Below are 14634 nucleotides of genomic sequence, written 5' to 3' on the forward strand. Positions count from 1 at the left end.
GGCCCCGGCAGTGTGCCGGGGCCCGTCGCCGTCGTAGGGGGCCGGGTCAGTGGTCCTTGGGGGTCCAGAAGTCCAGCAGCGTGCCGACGCCCAGTTCCAGGGACTTCCACGGGCCGGTGAAGGAGACCACGGCCAGGGCGGAGGTCGGGAAGCCGCTCCGGGTCATCCGGGTGCGGGTGTCGCCCTCGGAGCGGCCGGTGAGGCCGTCGGCGAGGGCGTGCATGCCGGGGTTGTGCCCGATGACGAGGAGGTCGGCCACCTCGTCGGGGGTCTCGTTGAGCAGGGCGATGAGCTCGCCGAGGGAAGCCTCGTACAGCCGGTCCTCGTAGAGGGTCTTCGGCCGGTGTGGCAGTGCGTGGACGGCGAGCTTCCAGGTCTCGCGGGTCCGGGCCGCGGTGGAGCAGAGGGCCAGGTCGAAGGCGATGCCGGTCTCGGCCAGCTTCAGGCCGACGGCGGGTGCGTCGACGCGGCCGCGCTCGGCCAGCGGACGGTCGTGGTCGGTACCGTCCGACCACTCGGCCTTGGCGTGCCGGAGGAGGACGATCCTGCGGGGTGATTCGGCGCTCATGGCTCCCAGCTTCGCATGAAATCAGCCACGGGGCGCAGGGTGTTGGGCGCTTCACTCCTGCGGGGCGGGTACGGGCCGTCAGCCGACGACGCGCAGGATGTGCTGGGTGACCTGGGCGAGCGGCGAGCCGTGCACCGGCGCGGCCTGGGCCTCGCCGGATCCGGCGAGCAGCAGCAGGAGCAGCCCGAAGGCGAGCGCGGGCAGGGCCAGCACCCACCAGTGCAGCCGTGCGTCCGCGACGCCGCCGGTGCGGGGGCGGACGGGACGGACGGGACGGGTGTGCAGGGGGGCCGACATGACCGCCTCCGGGGTGCTGGGGTGTTCGGCCGGGAGTGGCTCGCTCCCTTCGAATCTATGGATCCGACGGCGCGCTGCCCATCCGGGGCACACCCCACTTCACCCTGAGCCTGACCCCCTAGGGGGTGGTGGGGTTATCCCCACCACCCTCCGGGGTCCGGCCCGGTGGGGGCCTCAGCGGGAGGCGATGCTCGCGATGATGGCGATGATCACGGTCACGCCGAGCATCGCGCCGAGCACGATGCCGAGCTTCTTGTGGCCGTTCTGGGGGTTCGGTTCTAGGACTGGCATGCCGATCAGTCTCGCACGCCGCATTCGTCCTCGATCGTCCGGTCCCGGCCCGCGAGGATGCCGAGCACGAGCTGCGGCACGGTCAGGCAGGCCATCAGCGCGAGGGGCAGGTCCCAGCCGCCGCTGTGCTGGTAGAGGGTGCCGATGAGGAGCGGCCCGGGGATGGAGATGAGGTAGCCGGTGCTCTGCGCGAAGGCGGAGAGCTTGACGACTCCGGCCGGGGACTTGGCGCGCAGTCCGATCATCGTGATGACGAGCGGGAACGCGCAGTTGGAGACGCCGAGCAGGAGGGCCCAGGCCCAGGCTCCGGCGGCGGGGGCGAGGTAGAGCCCGAGGTATCCGGCGAGGCCGAAGACGCAGAGGGTGACGGCGATGGGGCCCTGGTTCTTCATCCGGCCGGCCACGCGGGGGATGACGAAGGCCAGGGGCACGCCGAGGGCCATGGTGACGGCGAGCAGGACGCCCGAGCTGGCGGCGGAGACCCCGGCGTCGCGGAAGATCTGCGGGAGCCAGCCCATCGTGACGTAGGCGCTGGTGGCCTGGAGGCCGAAGTAGCATCCGAGCGCCCACGCGGTGCGGCTGCGCAGGACGCCCGGGCCCGCGTCGGGCCGGGGCTCCGGGGTGGTCGCGCTCTCCGCGGCGGCCCGTAGCGCCCGCTTCTCCCGGCGGGCGGTCAGGGCGATGGCCAGCCAGGGCAGTACGGCGAGGACCGCGAGCACGGCCCAGACCATCAGCCCGGCGCGCCAACTGCCGCCGAGCGCTTCGGTCATCGGGACGGTCGCGGCGGCGGCCAGGGAGGTGCCGGCGGCCAGGGCCATGGAGTACAGGCCGGTCATGGTGCCGACCCGGTCGGGGAAGTACCGCTTCACGATGACGGGCAGCAGCACGTTCGTGAGCGCGATGCCCGCGAGGGAGAGCGCGCTGGCGGCGAGGAATCCGGCGGCGCTGTCGGCGAAGGGCCGGATCAGCAGGCCGCTCGCCACGGCGACCATGCCCGCGCAGACGACGGCGGCCGGGCCGAAGCGGCGGGAGAGCCGGGGCGCGGTGACGCCGAAGACGGCGAAGCAGAGGGCGGGGACGGAGGTGATGAGTCCGGCGACCGTGCCGCTCATGCCGAGGCCGGTGCGGGTCTCCTCGAAGAGGGCGCCGAGGCTGGTGATGGCGGGCCGCAGGTTGAGGGCGGCCAGCACGATTCCGACGAGGAGCACCGGGCCGAGCCAGGTGGGAGTGGGGGCGACGGCGGGCTCCGCCGCCGTCGGGTGGAGCGGCTCGGGTGCCGTGCGCGCGGCCGCGGGCCGGTTCAGGGTCTGGATTTCTTCGTCGGACATTGAACCATCATAGAATCATGGGATGATTGGTTGTCCACCCCCGGGGCCCGGCCAGTAGCCTTCCGGCCACCGGCTCCACCGATCTCCGAAGAGGGCTCCATGCCGCTGACGTCCCCCCGCCGCTCGGCGCTCGTCGACCAGGTGATCGCCCAACTGCGCAACCAGATCACCTCCGGCGAGTGGCCGGTGGGGTCCCGCATCCCCACCGAGCCGGAGCTGGTCGAGCTCATGGGGGTGGCGCGCAACACGGTGCGCGAGGCCGTGCGGGCGCTCGCGCACAACGGGCTGCTCGACATCCGCCAGGGCTCGGGGACGTACGTCATCGCGACGAGCGAGCTGGCCGGGGTGATGCACCGGCGCTTCGCGGGGGCCGACCCGCGGGACATCGCGGAGCTGCGCTCGACCCTGGAGGCCTCGGCGGCCCGGCTGGCGGCGGAGCGGCGCACCGAGCGCGACCTGGTCCAGCTCGACGCGCTGCTGGCGCGCCGGGAGCAGGCCTGGGCGAGCGGGGGCACGGAGCTCTTCGTGGCGGCGGACGTGAGCCTGCACATGGCGGTGGTGACGGCCTCGCACAACGAGGTGTTGATCGAGCTGTACGCCGACCTGGGCGACCTGGTGGCGGACTGGCTGCGCGGGGACGTGGGCGCCGTCCTGTCGCCCGAACTGCACGTGGACCACGCGCGGCTGATCGAGGCGATCCGGCGCGGCGACGCGGACACGGCGGCCTCGGAGGCAGCCGGCTACCCGTTCGTCTGCCTGGGCCGCCGCTGAGCCCGCCGCGGCCGCGGCCTACGGCCGCTGGTGGCTGACCCAGGCGGAGCGGACTTCCTTCCAGCACCGACCGCTCAGCTCGGCCCGGCCGGCCGGGCCGAGGGCGACGGGGGCGCCGTCCCCGTCCACGTCCCACCAGCGGTCGCACTCGACGTGCAGCCGGACCCGGTCGGTCTCCGTGAAGCGGTTGTGGCAGGAGGCCTTGACCTGGGACCCCTCGATGCGGGTGGCGCAGTCGGCGCCGAACAGCTCCTGGGGGGCGCCGCGCACGGGACGCGCCGGGGGTTCCACGGGCAGGTCCGCGACGCTGACGACCGCCATGTCGGGCGCCGCCGCACGGGCCGCCGGGCCCACCGGGTCCGCCGGGCCCACGGGGACGCCCCGTCCTCCGGCGCCGGAGCCCGCGGCCCCGGAGCCGCCGCCGACGCCCGCACCGGGGCCGGGATCGGCGCTCGTACCGGCGCCCGTGCCGACGCCCGCCGCCGTGACCGGGTCGGCCGCACCGGAGCGCGAGCCGGCCGTGGCCGGGAGCAGGACGCCGGTCACCACGATCGAGGTGACCAGCAGCGACACCGCCCGGCTGCGCCTGGTACGCACTCCCCGTGCCTCCTCCCCGACGCGCTCCGGGAAGATCCCGGCTCGGCCAGTTTGCAGGCATATGTCCGCCTTTTCGACTCGGGAAGATCCCGGCGGGCGGCGCACATGCGATCGAAGACCGTGCGGAAAGCGCCTCCCCACCCGGTGCCCGCACGGAAAACGGCGACGGCCGCGCTCCCCGGAAGGGGGAAGCGCGGCCGCCGCCGTACGGACGCGGTGCGGGTGGGACCGGGAGGGTCAGGCACCCATCGCGTGCAGGCCGCCGTCCACGTGGACGATCTCGCCGGTGGTCTTCGGGAACCAGTCCGAGAGCAGGGCCACGACGCCCTTGCCCGCGGGCTCCGGGTCCGCCATGTTCCACTCCATCGGGGAGCGGTGGTTCCAGACGTCGGCCAGCTCCGAGAAGCCCGGGATGGACTTCGCGGCCATCGAGCCGATCGGGCCGGCCGAGACCAGGTTGCAGCGGATGTTCCGCTTGCCCAGGTCGCGGGCCATGTAGCGGCTGGTGGCCTCCAGCGCGGCCTTGGCCGGGCCCATCCAGTCGTACTGCGGCCAGGCGTACTGCGCGTCGAAGGTCAGGCCCACGACGGCGCCGCCGCCGTTCTCGCCCTCCGGGAAGAGCGGCAGACAGGCCATGGTCAGCGACTTCAGCGAGAACGCCGAGACGTGCATGGCGGTCGCGACCGACTCGAAGGGGGTGTTCAGGAAGTTGCCGCCCAGGGCGTCCTGAGGCGCGAAGCCGATGGAGTGCACGACCCCGTCGAGGCCGCCGAGCTCCTCGCGGACCAGGTCCGCGAGACGGGCCAGGTGCTCCTCGTTGGTGACGTCCAGCTCGATCACCTTGGCGGGCTTGGGCAGCTTGCGGGCGATGCGCTCGGTCAGCGTCGGCCGCGGGAAGGCGGTGAGGATGACCTCGGCGCCCTGCTCCTGCGCGAGCTTCGCGGTGTGGAAGGCGATGGACGACTCCATCAGCACACCCGTGATCAGAATGCGCTTGCCGTCGAGAATTCCACTCATGGTGATCAGTGACCCATGCCCAATCCGCCGTCAACGGGAATGACGGCTCCAGTGATGTACGCGGCGGCGTCGGACGCCAGGAAGCTCACGGCGGCCGCGATCTCCTCGGGCTGCGCGTAGCGGCCCAGGGGGACCTGCCCGACGATGCCCGCGCGCTGCTCGTCGGTGAGCACCTTCGTCATGTCGGTGTCCACGAAGCCGGGGGCCACCACGTTGAAGGTGATGTTGCGGGAGCCCAGCTCGCGGGCGAGGGAGCGGGCGAAGCCGACCAGGGCCGCCTTCGAGGCGGCGTAGTTGGCCTGGCCCGCGGAACCCAGCAGGCCGACGACCGAGGAGATCAGGACGACGCGGCCCTTCTTGGCGCGCAGCATGCCGCGGTTGGACCGCTTCACCACGCGGAAGGTGCCGGTGAGGTTGGTGTCCACGACCGAGGCGAAGTCCTCCTCGGACATGCGCATCAGCAGCGTGTCCTTGGTGATGCCCGCGTTGGCGACGAGCACCTCCACGGCGCCGTGCTTCTCCTCGATCTCCTTGTAGGCCTGCTCCACCTGCTCCGAGTCGGTGATGTCGCAGCGGACCGCCAACACGCCCAGTTCGGCCAGGACCTCCGGCGGCTCGCCGGAGCGGTACGTGATCGCGACCTTGTCGCCGGCTTCGGCGAAGGCTCGGGCGATGGCGAGGCCGATGCCCCGGTTTCCTCCGGTGACGAGAACCGAGCGGCTCAACGGATCACCCTTTCGCTAGCAGTCTGGATACCTGAAAACCTATCGCTCGCAGATGGTTTCCAAAGAATCGGGCTCCGACAGGGCCTTGGGACGCGCTCTGTCGAGTCCCTACAGAAAGCGGTAGGCACCGGGGCCCCCGGCGCGACATGATCGAGGGAACCGATCCACACCACGGGAGGACATCCGTGACCCATTCCATCGACGCGGCATTCGCCGCGCTGCCCTTGCGGGCGCTGGCCGACGCGGCCCTCGCCCGGGCCCGCGCGCTGGGCTCGGACCACGCCGACTTCCGGCTGGAGCGGATCCGCAGCGCCTCCTGGCGCCAGCGGGACGCCAAACCATCGGGCGGATCCGACACCACGGACCTCGGCTACGCGGTCCGGGTCGTGCACGGGGGCAGCTGGGGCTTCGCCTCCGGGGTGGACCTCACGATGGACGGCGCCGCCAAGGTGGCCTCGCAGGCCGTGGCCATGGCGCAGCTGTCGGCCAAGGTGATCAAGGCGGCCGGTTCCGACGAGCGGGTGGAGCTCGCGGACGAGCCGGTGCACGCGGACCGCACCTGGATCTCGGACTACGAGGTGAACCCCTTCGAGGTCGCCGACGAGGAGAAGGCGGCGCTGCTCGCCGACTTCAGCGCCCGGCTGCTGCGCGCCAAGGGCGTGGCGCACGTGGACGCCTCGCTGCTCGCGGTGCACGAGAACAAGTTCTACGCCGATACGTCCGGGACGGTCACCACGCAGCAGCGGGTCCGGATCCACCCGGAGCTCACGGCGGTGGCCGTGGACGGCGACACCGGCGAGTTCGACTCCATGCGGACCATCGCCCCGCCCGTCGGACGCGGCTGGGAGTACCTGACGGGCACCGGCTGGGACTGGGACTCCGAGCTGGAGCGGATCCCGGAGCTGCTGGCCGAGAAGATGCGGGCGCCGAGCGTGCGCGCCGGACGCTACGACCTGGTGGTCGATCCGTCGAACCTGTGGCTCACCATCCACGAGTCCATCGGGCACGCCACCGAGCTGGACCGGGCGCTGGGCTACGAGGCGGCGTACGCGGGCACCTCCTTCGCCACCTTCGACCAGCTGAACAAGCTGACCTACGGCTCCTCGATCATGAACGTGACGGGCGACCGCACCGCGCCCCACGGGCTGGCCACGATCGGCTACGACGACGAGGGCGTCGCGGCGCAGAGCTGGGACCTGGTCAAGGGCGGCACCCTGGTCGGCTACCAGCTGGACCGGCGGATCGCGAAGCTGACCGGGCTCGGCCGCTCCAACGGCTGCGCCTACGCGGACTCCCCCGGGCACGTGCCCGTGCAGCGGATGGCGAACGTCTCGCTCCAGCCGGATCCGGGCGGGCTCTCCACCGAGGACCTGATCGGCGGGGTGGAGCGCGGGATCTACGTGGTCGGCGACCGGTCCTGGTCGATCGACATGCAGCGGTACAACTTCCAGTTCACCGGACAGCGGTTCTTCCGGATCGAGAACGGCAAGCTGGCCGGTCAGCTGCGCGACGTCGCCTACCAGGCCACGACCACCGAGTTCTGGGGCTCCATGGAGAAGGTCGGCGGCCCGCAGACCTACGTCCTGGGCGGCGCCTTCAACTGCGGCAAGGCCCAGCCGGGCCAGGCCGCGTCCGTCTCGCACGGCTGCCCCTCCGCGCTGTTCCGCGACGTGAACATCCTCAACACCACGCAGGAGGCCGGACGCTGATGTCGATCCGTACCAAGCCCCACGAGATCGTCGAGCGCGCGCTGGAGCTGTCCACCGCCGACGGCTGCGTCGTCATCGCCGACGAGGAATCGAGCGCGAACCTGCGCTGGGCGGGCAACGCCCTGACCACGAACGGCGTCACCCGGGGCCGCACCCTCACGGTCATCGCCACGGTCGACGGCAAGGAGGGCACGGCCTCGGGGGTCGTCTCGCGCTCCGCCGTCACCGCCGACGAGCTGGAACCGCTGGTGCGGGCGGCCGAGGCGGCGGCCCGCGGCGCGGGTCCGGCCGAGGACGCCCAGCCCCTGGTGAGCGGCACCCCGGCCGCGCCGGACTTCACCGACGGGCCGGCCGAGACCTCCTCGGCGGTCTTCGCGGACTTCGCGCCGGCGCTGGGCGAGGCCTTCGCGCGGGCCCGCGCGGGCGGCCGCGCCCTGTACGGCTTCGCCCACCACACGATGGTCTCCACCTACGTGGGCACCTCGACGGGGCTGCGGCTGCGGCACGACCAGCCCAACGGCACCCTGGAGGTGAACGCGAAGGCGGCCGCCGCCGACGGCCGTTCGCGCTCGGCCTGGGCCGGCCGCTACACCCGGGACTTCAAGGACGTCGACCCGACCGCGCTGGACGCGGAGCTCGCCGTACGCCTCGGCTGGGCCGAGCGGAAGATCGACCTGCCCGCGGGGCGGTACGAGACCCTGCTCCCGCCGACCGCCGTGGCCGACCTGCTGATCTACCAGATGTGGTCGGCGGCGGCCCGGGACGCGGCGGAGGGCCGGACGGTCTTCTCCAAGCCGGGCGGCGGCACCCGGGTCGGCGAGCGGCTCTCCGGGCTGCCGCTGACGCTGCGCAGCGACCCGAACGCGCCGGGCCTGGAGTCCGCGCCGTTCGTGATCGCGCACAGCTCGGGCGACGACGCCTCGGTCTTCGACAACGGCCTCCCGGTGCCGCCGACCGAGTGGATCAGCGGCGGCGAGCTGGCGCGGCTGACCACGACCCGGCACAGCGCGGCCCTGACCGGGCAGCCGACGGCCCCGGGCTTCGGGAACCTGATCCTGGACGCGGGCGGCGAGAAGTCCCTGGAGGAGATGGTGGCGGCCACCGAGCGGGGCCTGCTGCTGACCTGCCTCTGGTACATCCGCGAGGTGGACCCGGCGACGCTGCTGCTCACCGGGCTGACCCGGGACGGGGTCTACCTGGTGGAGGACGGCCAGGTCGTGGGCGAGGTCAACAACTTCCGCTTCAACGAGTCGCCGGTGGACCTGCTCTCGCGGGCCAGCGAGGCCGGGCGGACCGAGAAGACCCTGCCGCGCGAATGGAACGACTACTTCACCCGGACCGCGATGCCCGCGCTGCGGATCCCGGACTTCAACATGAGCTCGGTCAGCCAGGGCGTCTGACCCACCTAGACTGACCGAGGCGTCGGAAACCAGACGGGCGCCGGACATAGAAGGAGTCGAGAGACCGTGACGGACATCGTCGACGAACTGAAGTGGCGCGGGCTCTTCGCCCAGTCCACCGACGAAGAAGCGCTGAGCAAGGCGTTCGCGGACGGTCCCGTCACCTTCTATTGCGGTTTCGACCCGACCGCGGCCTCCCTGCACGTGGGACACCTGGTGCAGGTGCTGACCGTACGCCGGCTCCAGCAGGCCGGGCACCGGCCGCTGGCGCTGGTCGGCGGGGCGACCGGGCAGATCGGTGACCCGCGGCCCACGGCCGAGCGCACCCTGAACGACCCGGAGACGGTCGCGAACTGGGTGGCCCGGCTGCGGACGCAGATCGAGCCGTTCCTGTCCTTCGAGGGCGAGAACGCCGCGGTCATGGTGAACAACCTGGACTGGACGGCGGGCCTGTCCGCCATCGAGTTCCTGCGCGACATCGGCAAGCACTTCCGCGTCAACAAGATGCTGACGAAGGACTCGGTCGCCCGGCGACTGGAGTCCGACCAGGGCATCAGCTACACGGAGTTCAGCTACCAGCTGCTCCAGGGCATGGACTTCCTGGAGCTGTACCGGCGCTACGGCTGCACCCTCCAGCAGGGCGGCTCCGACCAGTGGGGCAACCTGACGGCCGGGCTCGACCTGATCCACCGGCTGGAGCCGAAGGCGCACGTCCACGCGCTGGCCACGCCGCTGATGGTGAAGGCGGACGGGACCAAGTTCGGCAAGTCCGAGAGCGGCGCCGTCTGGCTCGACCCGGAGATGACCACGCCGTACGCGTTCTACCAGTTCTGGCTGAACGTGGACGACCGCGACATCTCCACCTACATGCGGATCCTCTCCTTCAAGACCCGTGCGGAGCTGGAGGAGCTGGAGGCGCAGACCGCCGAGCGGCCGCAGGCGCGCGCCGCTCAGCGGGCGCTGGCCGAGGAGCTGACGACCCTGGTGCACGGCGCGGACCAGTGCGCCGGCGTGATCGCGGCGTCGAAGGCGCTGTTCGGCCAGGGCGAGCTGACGGACCTGGACGGGGCCACGCTGGCCGCGGCCCTGTCCGAGCTGCCGCACGCCCAGGTGGCCGAGCTCCCGCAGGTCGTCGACCTGCTCGTGGAGAGCGGTCTGGTCGCGAGCAAGTCGGCCGGTCGGCGCACGATCAAGGAGGGCGGGGCCTACGTGAACAACGTCAAGGTCACCGCCGAGGACGCGGTGCCCGCCGCGTCGGACCTGCTGCACGGGCGCTGGCTCGTGCTGCGCCGCGGCAAGAAGAACCTGGCCGCGGTCGAGGTCACGGGCTGAGCGCCCACCCGGACGCACGGCGCGGGGGCCGGTACGGACGCGAGCGTCCGACCGGCCCCCGCGTCATGTCCCGGTGACGCGTCCCGATGGCCGCGCCGCTCAGGTCACCTGCCGCTTGTTGCCGCGGAACATCATGTAGACCATGTCGCCGAGCCCGACGACGACGACGGCTCCGGCCAGTTGCAGCAGGTGGCGGATCCAGTCGATGCCCCGGGTGTCGTGCACACCGATCCAGCCGGCGACGGCATTGCCGAGGATCCCGCCGATGATGCCGAAGATGGTGGTCAGCCAGAGGGGCTGGTGCTGCTTGCCGGGCAGGATCGCCCGGGCTATGAGGCCCAGTACGAACCCGACGATGATCGCCCACAACCAATGCATGTCGCCTCCTCGTGGCGCGATGTGCGCATGTCAGCCCAGTCTCGGGCCGGTCCGTCGGGTCCGCATGTCGGACGACTCCGTTCGGGCGACACCCGCCCTCCCCCGCGCTCGGGGCGCGGCGTACGGTGGAAGGGTCCGGACCGGGGAGTGTCCGGCGGGTGGATCGGGTGGTGGAACGTGCAGCGGAAGAAGCGGAACGGGGCCGAGGTCTTCCGGATCACCGGGGCGCGCATGGGCCTCGCGGAGGACGTGCGGGGGCGCCAGCGCCGGTACGTGATCTCGATGGGGATCAGGACGCTGTCGGTGATCCTCACCGTGCTCCTGTGGGACGTGGAACGGCCTGTGGCGATCGTGACGCTGGTGCTGGGCGCGCTGCTGCCGTACGTCGCCGTGGTCATCGCCAACGCGGGGCGCGAGTCGACGCCCTCGCTGCCCTCGCACTTCGTGCCCGCGCCTGTGCACCCCGCACTGGAGGCGGGAAACCTCAATAAAAGCTCAGATCAATCATGAAGTTCCGGTGCACCGCACCGGGTCCTGCGTGACATACTGCCTACGCGCTCCGCATCCCCCGTCGGAGCGACGGACCGACGCCGGGCAGCTCCCCCCGTGGCTGCTCGGCGTCGCCCTTCCGTTCGTGTGGTTTGTAGGGTTGAGGTTGTGAACTCCCCTGATGCGAACGAAAACCCCACCTGCTCCGGCAAGGGCTGCCGCGACGCCGCCGTGTGGGTCCTGGCGTGGAACAACCCGAAGCTGCACGCCCCGGAGCGGCTCAAGACCTGGCTGTCCTGCGAGGCGCACCGAGAGCACCTGAGCCAGTTCCTGGGGGTCCGCGGTTTCCTCAAGGACGTCGTGAAGTTCGAGGAGTGGGTACAGCCGGAGGGCTCGGAGCGGCAGGTCTGACGACCTCGCTCCGAGCCCTCCGTCGCTCTTCCCGTCCGCTCCCGCTCCGGTCAGCCGCCGATCGCCGACATGGGGCGGTCGGGCTGGAGGAAGGTCGGGTCGTCCAGGCCGGATCCGGCCTTCTTGCCCCACATGGCGACCTTCCAGAGCCGGGCGATCTCCTCGTCCGGGGCGCCCGAGCGCAGGGCGGCGCGCAGGTCCGACTCCTCGGTGGCGAACAGGCAGGTGCGGATCTGGCCGTCGGCGGTGAGCCGGGTGCGGTCGCAGGCGCCGCAGAAGGGCCGGGTCACGGAGGCGATGACGCCGACGGTGGCCGGGCCGCCGTCGACCACCCAGCGCTCGGCCGGGGCGGAGCCGCGTTCGTCGGCGCCCTCCTCGGTGAGCGTGAAGCGGGTGCGCAGGGACTGGAGGATGTCACCGGCGGTGATCATTCCGTCGCGCTTCCAGCCGTGCTGGGCGTCGAGCGGCATCTGCTCGATGAAGCGGAGCTCGTACTCGTTCTCCACGGCCCAGGCCAGCAGGTCGGGAGCCTCGTCGTCATTGAGCCCGGGCATCAGGACGGCGTTGACCTTCACCGGGGTGAGGCCGGCCTCGCGGGCCGCGGCCATGCCCTCGATGACGTCCTTGTGCCGGTCGCGGCGGGTGAGGGTCTTGAAGACCTCGGGCCGCAGGGTGTCCAGGGAGACGTTCACCCGGTCCAGGCCGGCGGCCTTGAGGGCGGCGGCCGTGCGCTTGAGGCCGATGCCGTTGGTGGTGAGGGACATCTTGGGGCGCGGCTCCAGGGCCGCGCACCGCTCGACGATCCCGACGAGGCCGGGGCGCAGCAGCGGTTCGCCGCCGGTGAAGCGGACCTCGGTGATGCCGAGGCTGGTGACGGCTATGCGGACCAGGCGGACGATCTCGTCGTCGGTCAGCAGGTCCGGCTTGCCCAGCCACTGCAGCCCCTCTTCGGGCATGCAGTACGTGCAGCGCAGGTTGCACCGGTCGGTGAGCGAGACGCGCAGGTCAGTGGCCACGCGGCCGAAGGTGTCGATGAGCACTGTGGGCCCCCTCCCCTGTCCGGTACTAGTAGAGGTTCACGCCGCGATCGATGGTGCGGGCGTCTTATTCGAGCCTACGCGACACGTGTGTCCTGTAGGGGTGCCCAAAGGAACGAGACGTGGCCCGGCCGTGTCGTAGGGAACTACGACACGGCCGGTTCGGTCCTTCGGTCCCCCGCACAGGGGCGGGGCCCTCACGGGGTCGGGGTCAGTGGGCGCCCGTACCGGTGAGGGACCGTACCTCCAGCTCCGCGAACTTCTGCGGGTCGGCCGGCTCCTTGGACAGCAGGGTGCCGAGCCAGCCCAGCAGGAAGCCGAGCGGGATGGAGATGAGGCCCGGGTTCTCCAGCGGGAACCAGTAGAAGTCGGCGTTCTTGAACATCGAGGTGGGCTTTCCGGACACGACCGGGGAGAAGAGCACCAGGACGACCGACGAGATCAGGCCACCGTAGATGGACCACAGCGCGCCCTGGGTGGTGAAGCGCTTCCAGAAGAGGCTGTAGAGGATCGTCGGCAGGTTCGCGGAGGCCGCGACCGCGAAGGCGAGGGCGACCAGACCGGCGACGTTCATGTCGCGGGCGAGGGCACCGAGCAGGATGGCCGCCGCTCCGATGAAGACCGTGGACCAGCGCGCGGCCCGCATCTCCTCCTTCTCGGTGGCCTTCCCCTTGCGGATCACGTTCGCGTAGATGTCGTGCGCGAACGAGGAGGACGAGGCGAGGGTGAGGCCCGCGACCACGGCGAGGATGGTGGCGAAGGCGACCGCCGAGATCACGGCGAGCAGGACCGCGCCGCCGGTGGTGCCGACGCCGCCGCCCAGGTGCTCGGCGAGCTGCGGGGCGGCCGCGTTGCCCTGCGGGTGCGCCGCCTTGATCTCCTTGGGCCCGATGAGGGCGGCGGCGCCGAAGCCGAGCGCGATCGTCATCAGGTAGAAGGCGCCGATGATGCCGATGGCCCAGTTCACGGACTTACGGGCGGCCTTAGCGGTGGGCACGGTGTAGAAGCGGATCAGGATGTGCGGCAGGCCCGCGGTGCCGAGGACCAGGGCGAGGCCGAGCGAGATGAAGTCCAGCTTGGAGGTGCCGTTCACGCCGTACTTCAGCCCGGGCTCCAGGAACTTGCCGCCCTTGCCGCTCTTCTCCGCGGCCGTGCCGAGCAGGTCGGACACGTTGAAGTGGAACTTCCACAGCACCATGACGGTCATCAGCAGGGCGCCCGCGATGAGCAGCACGGCCTTGACCATCTGCACCCAGGTGGTGCCCTTCATGCCGCCGATGGTGACGTACACGATCATCAGGACGCCGACCAGCCCGACGATGAGGATCTTGCCCGCGTCGCCGGTGATGCCGAGGAGCAGCGAGACCAGCACGCCCGCGCCCGCCATCTGCGCGAGCAGGTAGAAGATCGAGACGACGATGGTGGAGACGCCGGCGGCGGTGCGCACCGGGCGCTGGCGCATCCGGAAGGCGAGCACGTCGCCCATCGTGTAGCGGCCGGCGTTGCGCAGCGGCTCGGCGACCAGGAGCAGCGCGACCAGCCAGGCGACCAGGAAGCCGATGGAGTAGAGGAAGCCGTCGTACCCGTAGAGCGCGATGGCTCCGGCGATGCCGAGGAAGGACGCGGCGGACATGTAGTCGCCGGAGACGGCGAGCCCGTTCTGGAAGGCGGTGAACTGGCGGCCGCCCGCGTAGAAGTCGGAGGCGCTCTTGGTCTGCCGTCCGGCCCAGACGGTGATGCCCAGGGTCGCGGCGACGAAGACCGCGAAGAGGGTGATGATCAGCGGCCGGTGCTCGGCGGTCGAACCGGCGGCGAGCTGGATCACGGCGGAGCTGCTCATGCGTCGGCCTCCATGCGGGACTTGATGGCCTCGGCCTGGGGGTCGAGCTTCGTCGAGGCGTGCCGGGAGTAGAACCAGGCGATGAGGAAGGTGCTGAGGAACTGGGCGAGGCCGAAGACCAGGGCGACGTTGATGTTGCCGAAGAGCTTGGTCCCCATGAAGCCGCCCGCGTAGTTCGAGAGGAACACGAACAGCAGGTACCAGGTGACGAAGGCGATGGTGAGCGGGAACGCGAAGCTGTGGTGCGAGCGGCGCAGGGCCGCGAACTCGGCGCTCTGCTGCACCTGGACGAACGCTTCGGGCGTGGGGCCCGGGGAGAGCGCCCCGGGATCCGCGGCGTCGGGGGGCGGCGCTGCTTTCGAGGTCACGGGCGGCTCTCCTTGCGACGTGGGCGCGGTGGGGACGACGGACAAGACGACCTCCATGGGGGGGGTGGTGGTGCTG

17 protein-coding genes are annotated in these 14634 nt (G+C 71.5%); 6 read left to right on the forward strand and 11 right to left on the reverse strand.

The features are described 5' to 3' along the window. Positions 1 to 46: 46 nt before the first annotated feature. The 4 genes from ACFWAR_RS13720 to ACFWAR_RS13735 all read right to left on the reverse strand — a co-directional run bounded on the left by ACFWAR_RS13720 (position 47) and on the right by ACFWAR_RS13735 (position 2484). The gene (locus ACFWAR_RS13720) at positions 47 to 568 is read right to left on the reverse strand and encodes a SixA phosphatase family protein (protein ID WP_385776488.1); all 522 of its coding nucleotides are present in this window, start codon (positions 566 to 568) and stop codon (positions 47 to 49) included. A 78-nt stretch (positions 569 to 646) separates the two neighbouring features. Next, positions 647 to 865: a hypothetical protein gene (locus ACFWAR_RS13725; protein ID WP_385776490.1), complete on the reverse strand. Its 219-nt coding sequence runs from the start codon at positions 863 to 865 to the stop codon at positions 647 to 649. A 174-nt stretch (positions 866 to 1039) separates the two neighbouring features. After that, positions 1040 to 1156, reverse strand: a complete 117-nt coding sequence (locus ACFWAR_RS13730; protein ID WP_385776492.1) for an SGM_5486 family transporter-associated protein — start codon at positions 1154 to 1156, stop codon at positions 1040 to 1042. A gap of 5 nt (positions 1157 to 1161) precedes the next feature. Next, positions 1162 to 2484: a CynX/NimT family MFS transporter gene (locus ACFWAR_RS13735; RefSeq protein WP_385776494.1), complete on the reverse strand. Its 1323-nt coding sequence runs from the start codon at positions 2482 to 2484 to the stop codon at positions 1162 to 1164. 99 nt (positions 2485 to 2583) lie between these two features. Between ACFWAR_RS13735 and ACFWAR_RS13740 the strand changes: the two genes are divergently transcribed. Then, the gene (locus ACFWAR_RS13740; RefSeq protein ID WP_385776496.1) at positions 2584 to 3255 is read left to right on the forward strand and encodes a FadR/GntR family transcriptional regulator; all 672 of its coding nucleotides are present in this window, start codon (positions 2584 to 2586) and stop codon (positions 3253 to 3255) included. An 18-nt stretch (positions 3256 to 3273) separates the two neighbouring features. Here the strand turns inward: ACFWAR_RS13740 and ACFWAR_RS13745 are convergent, their stop codons facing one another. From ACFWAR_RS13745 to fabG, 3 genes are all read right to left on the reverse strand, one after another. Continuing rightward, a complete protein-coding gene (locus ACFWAR_RS13745; RefSeq protein WP_385776498.1) occupies positions 3274 to 3852 on the reverse strand; it encodes a hypothetical protein in 579 nt (192 codons plus the stop codon). 237 nt (positions 3853 to 4089) lie between these two features. After that, positions 4090 to 4869: an enoyl-ACP reductase FabI gene (gene fabI, locus ACFWAR_RS13750; protein ID WP_354382284.1), complete on the reverse strand. Its 780-nt coding sequence runs from the start codon at positions 4867 to 4869 to the stop codon at positions 4090 to 4092. A 5-nt stretch (positions 4870 to 4874) separates the two neighbouring features. Continuing rightward, positions 4875 to 5594, reverse strand: coding sequence for a 3-oxoacyl-[acyl-carrier-protein] reductase (fabG, locus tag ACFWAR_RS13755; RefSeq protein ID WP_385776500.1), 720 nt, complete (start codon positions 5592 to 5594; stop codon positions 4875 to 4877). 146 nt (positions 5595 to 5740) lie between these two features. Between fabG and ACFWAR_RS13760 the strand changes: the two genes are divergently transcribed. The 3 genes from ACFWAR_RS13760 to tyrS all read left to right on the forward strand — a co-directional run bounded on the left by ACFWAR_RS13760 (position 5741) and on the right by tyrS (position 10035). Further along, a complete protein-coding gene (locus ACFWAR_RS13760; protein WP_385776502.1) occupies positions 5741 to 7303 on the forward strand; it encodes a TldD/PmbA family protein in 1563 nt (520 codons plus the stop codon). Then, positions 7303 to 8703, forward strand: coding sequence for a metallopeptidase TldD-related protein (locus ACFWAR_RS13765; RefSeq protein WP_385776504.1), 1401 nt, complete (start codon positions 7303 to 7305; stop codon positions 8701 to 8703). Before ACFWAR_RS13760 ends, ACFWAR_RS13765 begins: the two co-directional genes overlap by 1 nt. 66 nt (positions 8704 to 8769) lie before the next feature. After that, complete coding sequence (gene tyrS / locus ACFWAR_RS13770) at positions 8770 to 10035, forward strand: tyrosine--tRNA ligase (protein ID WP_385776506.1); 1266 nt, start codon at positions 8770 to 8772, stop codon at positions 10033 to 10035. Positions 10036 to 10134: 99 nt separating this feature from the next. Here tyrS and ACFWAR_RS13775 read toward each other — a convergent pair whose 3' ends face one another. Then, on the reverse strand, positions 10135 to 10413 hold the full coding sequence (locus ACFWAR_RS13775; RefSeq protein ID WP_385776508.1) for a GlsB/YeaQ/YmgE family stress response membrane protein: 279 nt from the start codon (positions 10411 to 10413) through the stop codon (positions 10135 to 10137). 177 nt (positions 10414 to 10590) lie between these two features. Here ACFWAR_RS13775 and ACFWAR_RS13780 point away from each other — a divergent pair, with 177 nt between their 5' ends. Together ACFWAR_RS13780 and ACFWAR_RS13785 are read left to right on the forward strand one after the other, a co-directional pair. Further along, positions 10591 to 10923 (forward strand): DUF3099 domain-containing protein, encoded by a 333-nt coding sequence (locus ACFWAR_RS13780; RefSeq protein ID WP_385776510.1) that lies wholly within the window; start codon positions 10591 to 10593, stop codon positions 10921 to 10923. Between the two features lie 147 nt (positions 10924 to 11070). Beyond that, positions 11071 to 11313, forward strand: coding sequence for a hypothetical protein (locus tag ACFWAR_RS13785; protein WP_385776512.1), 243 nt, complete (start codon positions 11071 to 11073; stop codon positions 11311 to 11313). A 50-nt stretch (positions 11314 to 11363) separates the two neighbouring features. Here ACFWAR_RS13785 and moaA read toward each other — a convergent pair whose 3' ends face one another. The 3 genes from moaA to ACFWAR_RS13800 all read right to left on the reverse strand — a co-directional run bounded on the left by moaA (position 11364) and on the right by ACFWAR_RS13800 (position 14558). Continuing rightward, positions 11364 to 12353, reverse strand: coding sequence for a GTP 3',8-cyclase MoaA (gene moaA, locus ACFWAR_RS13790; protein WP_385776514.1), 990 nt, complete (start codon positions 12351 to 12353; stop codon positions 11364 to 11366). Positions 12354 to 12561: 208 nt separating this feature from the next. After that, the gene (locus tag ACFWAR_RS13795; RefSeq protein ID WP_385776516.1) at positions 12562 to 14190 is read right to left on the reverse strand and encodes a cation acetate symporter; all 1629 of its coding nucleotides are present in this window, start codon (positions 14188 to 14190) and stop codon (positions 12562 to 12564) included. Further along, positions 14187 to 14558, reverse strand: a complete 372-nt coding sequence (locus ACFWAR_RS13800) for a DUF485 domain-containing protein (protein WP_385776518.1) — start codon at positions 14556 to 14558, stop codon at positions 14187 to 14189. Before ACFWAR_RS13800 ends, ACFWAR_RS13795 begins: the two co-directional genes overlap by 4 nt. Positions 14559 to 14634 lie beyond the last annotated feature (76 nt).

This window comes from Streptomyces sp. NPDC059917, from assembly GCF_042730635.1.
Taxonomy (GTDB): domain Bacteria; phylum Actinomycetota; class Actinomycetes; order Streptomycetales; family Streptomycetaceae; genus Streptomyces.

Coding starts and splice junctions, on each gene's coding strand:
- ACFWAR_RS13725 (WP_385776490.1), bottom strand. CDS start 865: ATGTCGGCCCCCCTGCACACCCGTCCCGTCCGTCCCGTCCGCCCCCGC.
- ACFWAR_RS13775 (WP_385776508.1), bottom strand. CDS start 10,413: ATGCATTGGTTGTGGGCGATCATCGTCGGGTTCGTACTGGGCCTCATA.
- ACFWAR_RS13730 (WP_385776492.1), bottom strand. CDS start 1,156: ATGCCAGTCCTAGAACCGAACCCCCAGAACGGCCACAAGAAGCTCGGC.
- ACFWAR_RS13720 (WP_385776488.1), bottom strand. CDS start 568: ATGAGCGCCGAATCACCCCGCAGGATCGTCCTCCTCCGGCACGCCAAG.
- ACFWAR_RS13795 (WP_385776516.1), bottom strand. CDS start 14,190: ATGAGCAGCTCCGCCGTGATCCAGCTCGCCGCCGGTTCGACCGCCGAG.
- fabI (WP_354382284.1), bottom strand. CDS start 4,869: ATGAGTGGAATTCTCGACGGCAAGCGCATTCTGATCACGGGTGTGCTG.
- ACFWAR_RS13735 (WP_385776494.1), bottom strand. CDS start 2,484: ATGTCCGACGAAGAAATCCAGACCCTGAACCGGCCCGCGGCCGCGCGC.
- ACFWAR_RS13740 (WP_385776496.1), top strand. CDS start 2,584: ATGCCGCTGACGTCCCCCCGCCGCTCGGCGCTCGTCGACCAGGTGATC.
- ACFWAR_RS13765 (WP_385776504.1), top strand. CDS start 7,303: ATGTCGATCCGTACCAAGCCCCACGAGATCGTCGAGCGCGCGCTGGAG.
- ACFWAR_RS13760 (WP_385776502.1), top strand. CDS start 5,741: ATGATCGAGGGAACCGATCCACACCACGGGAGGACATCCGTGACCCAT.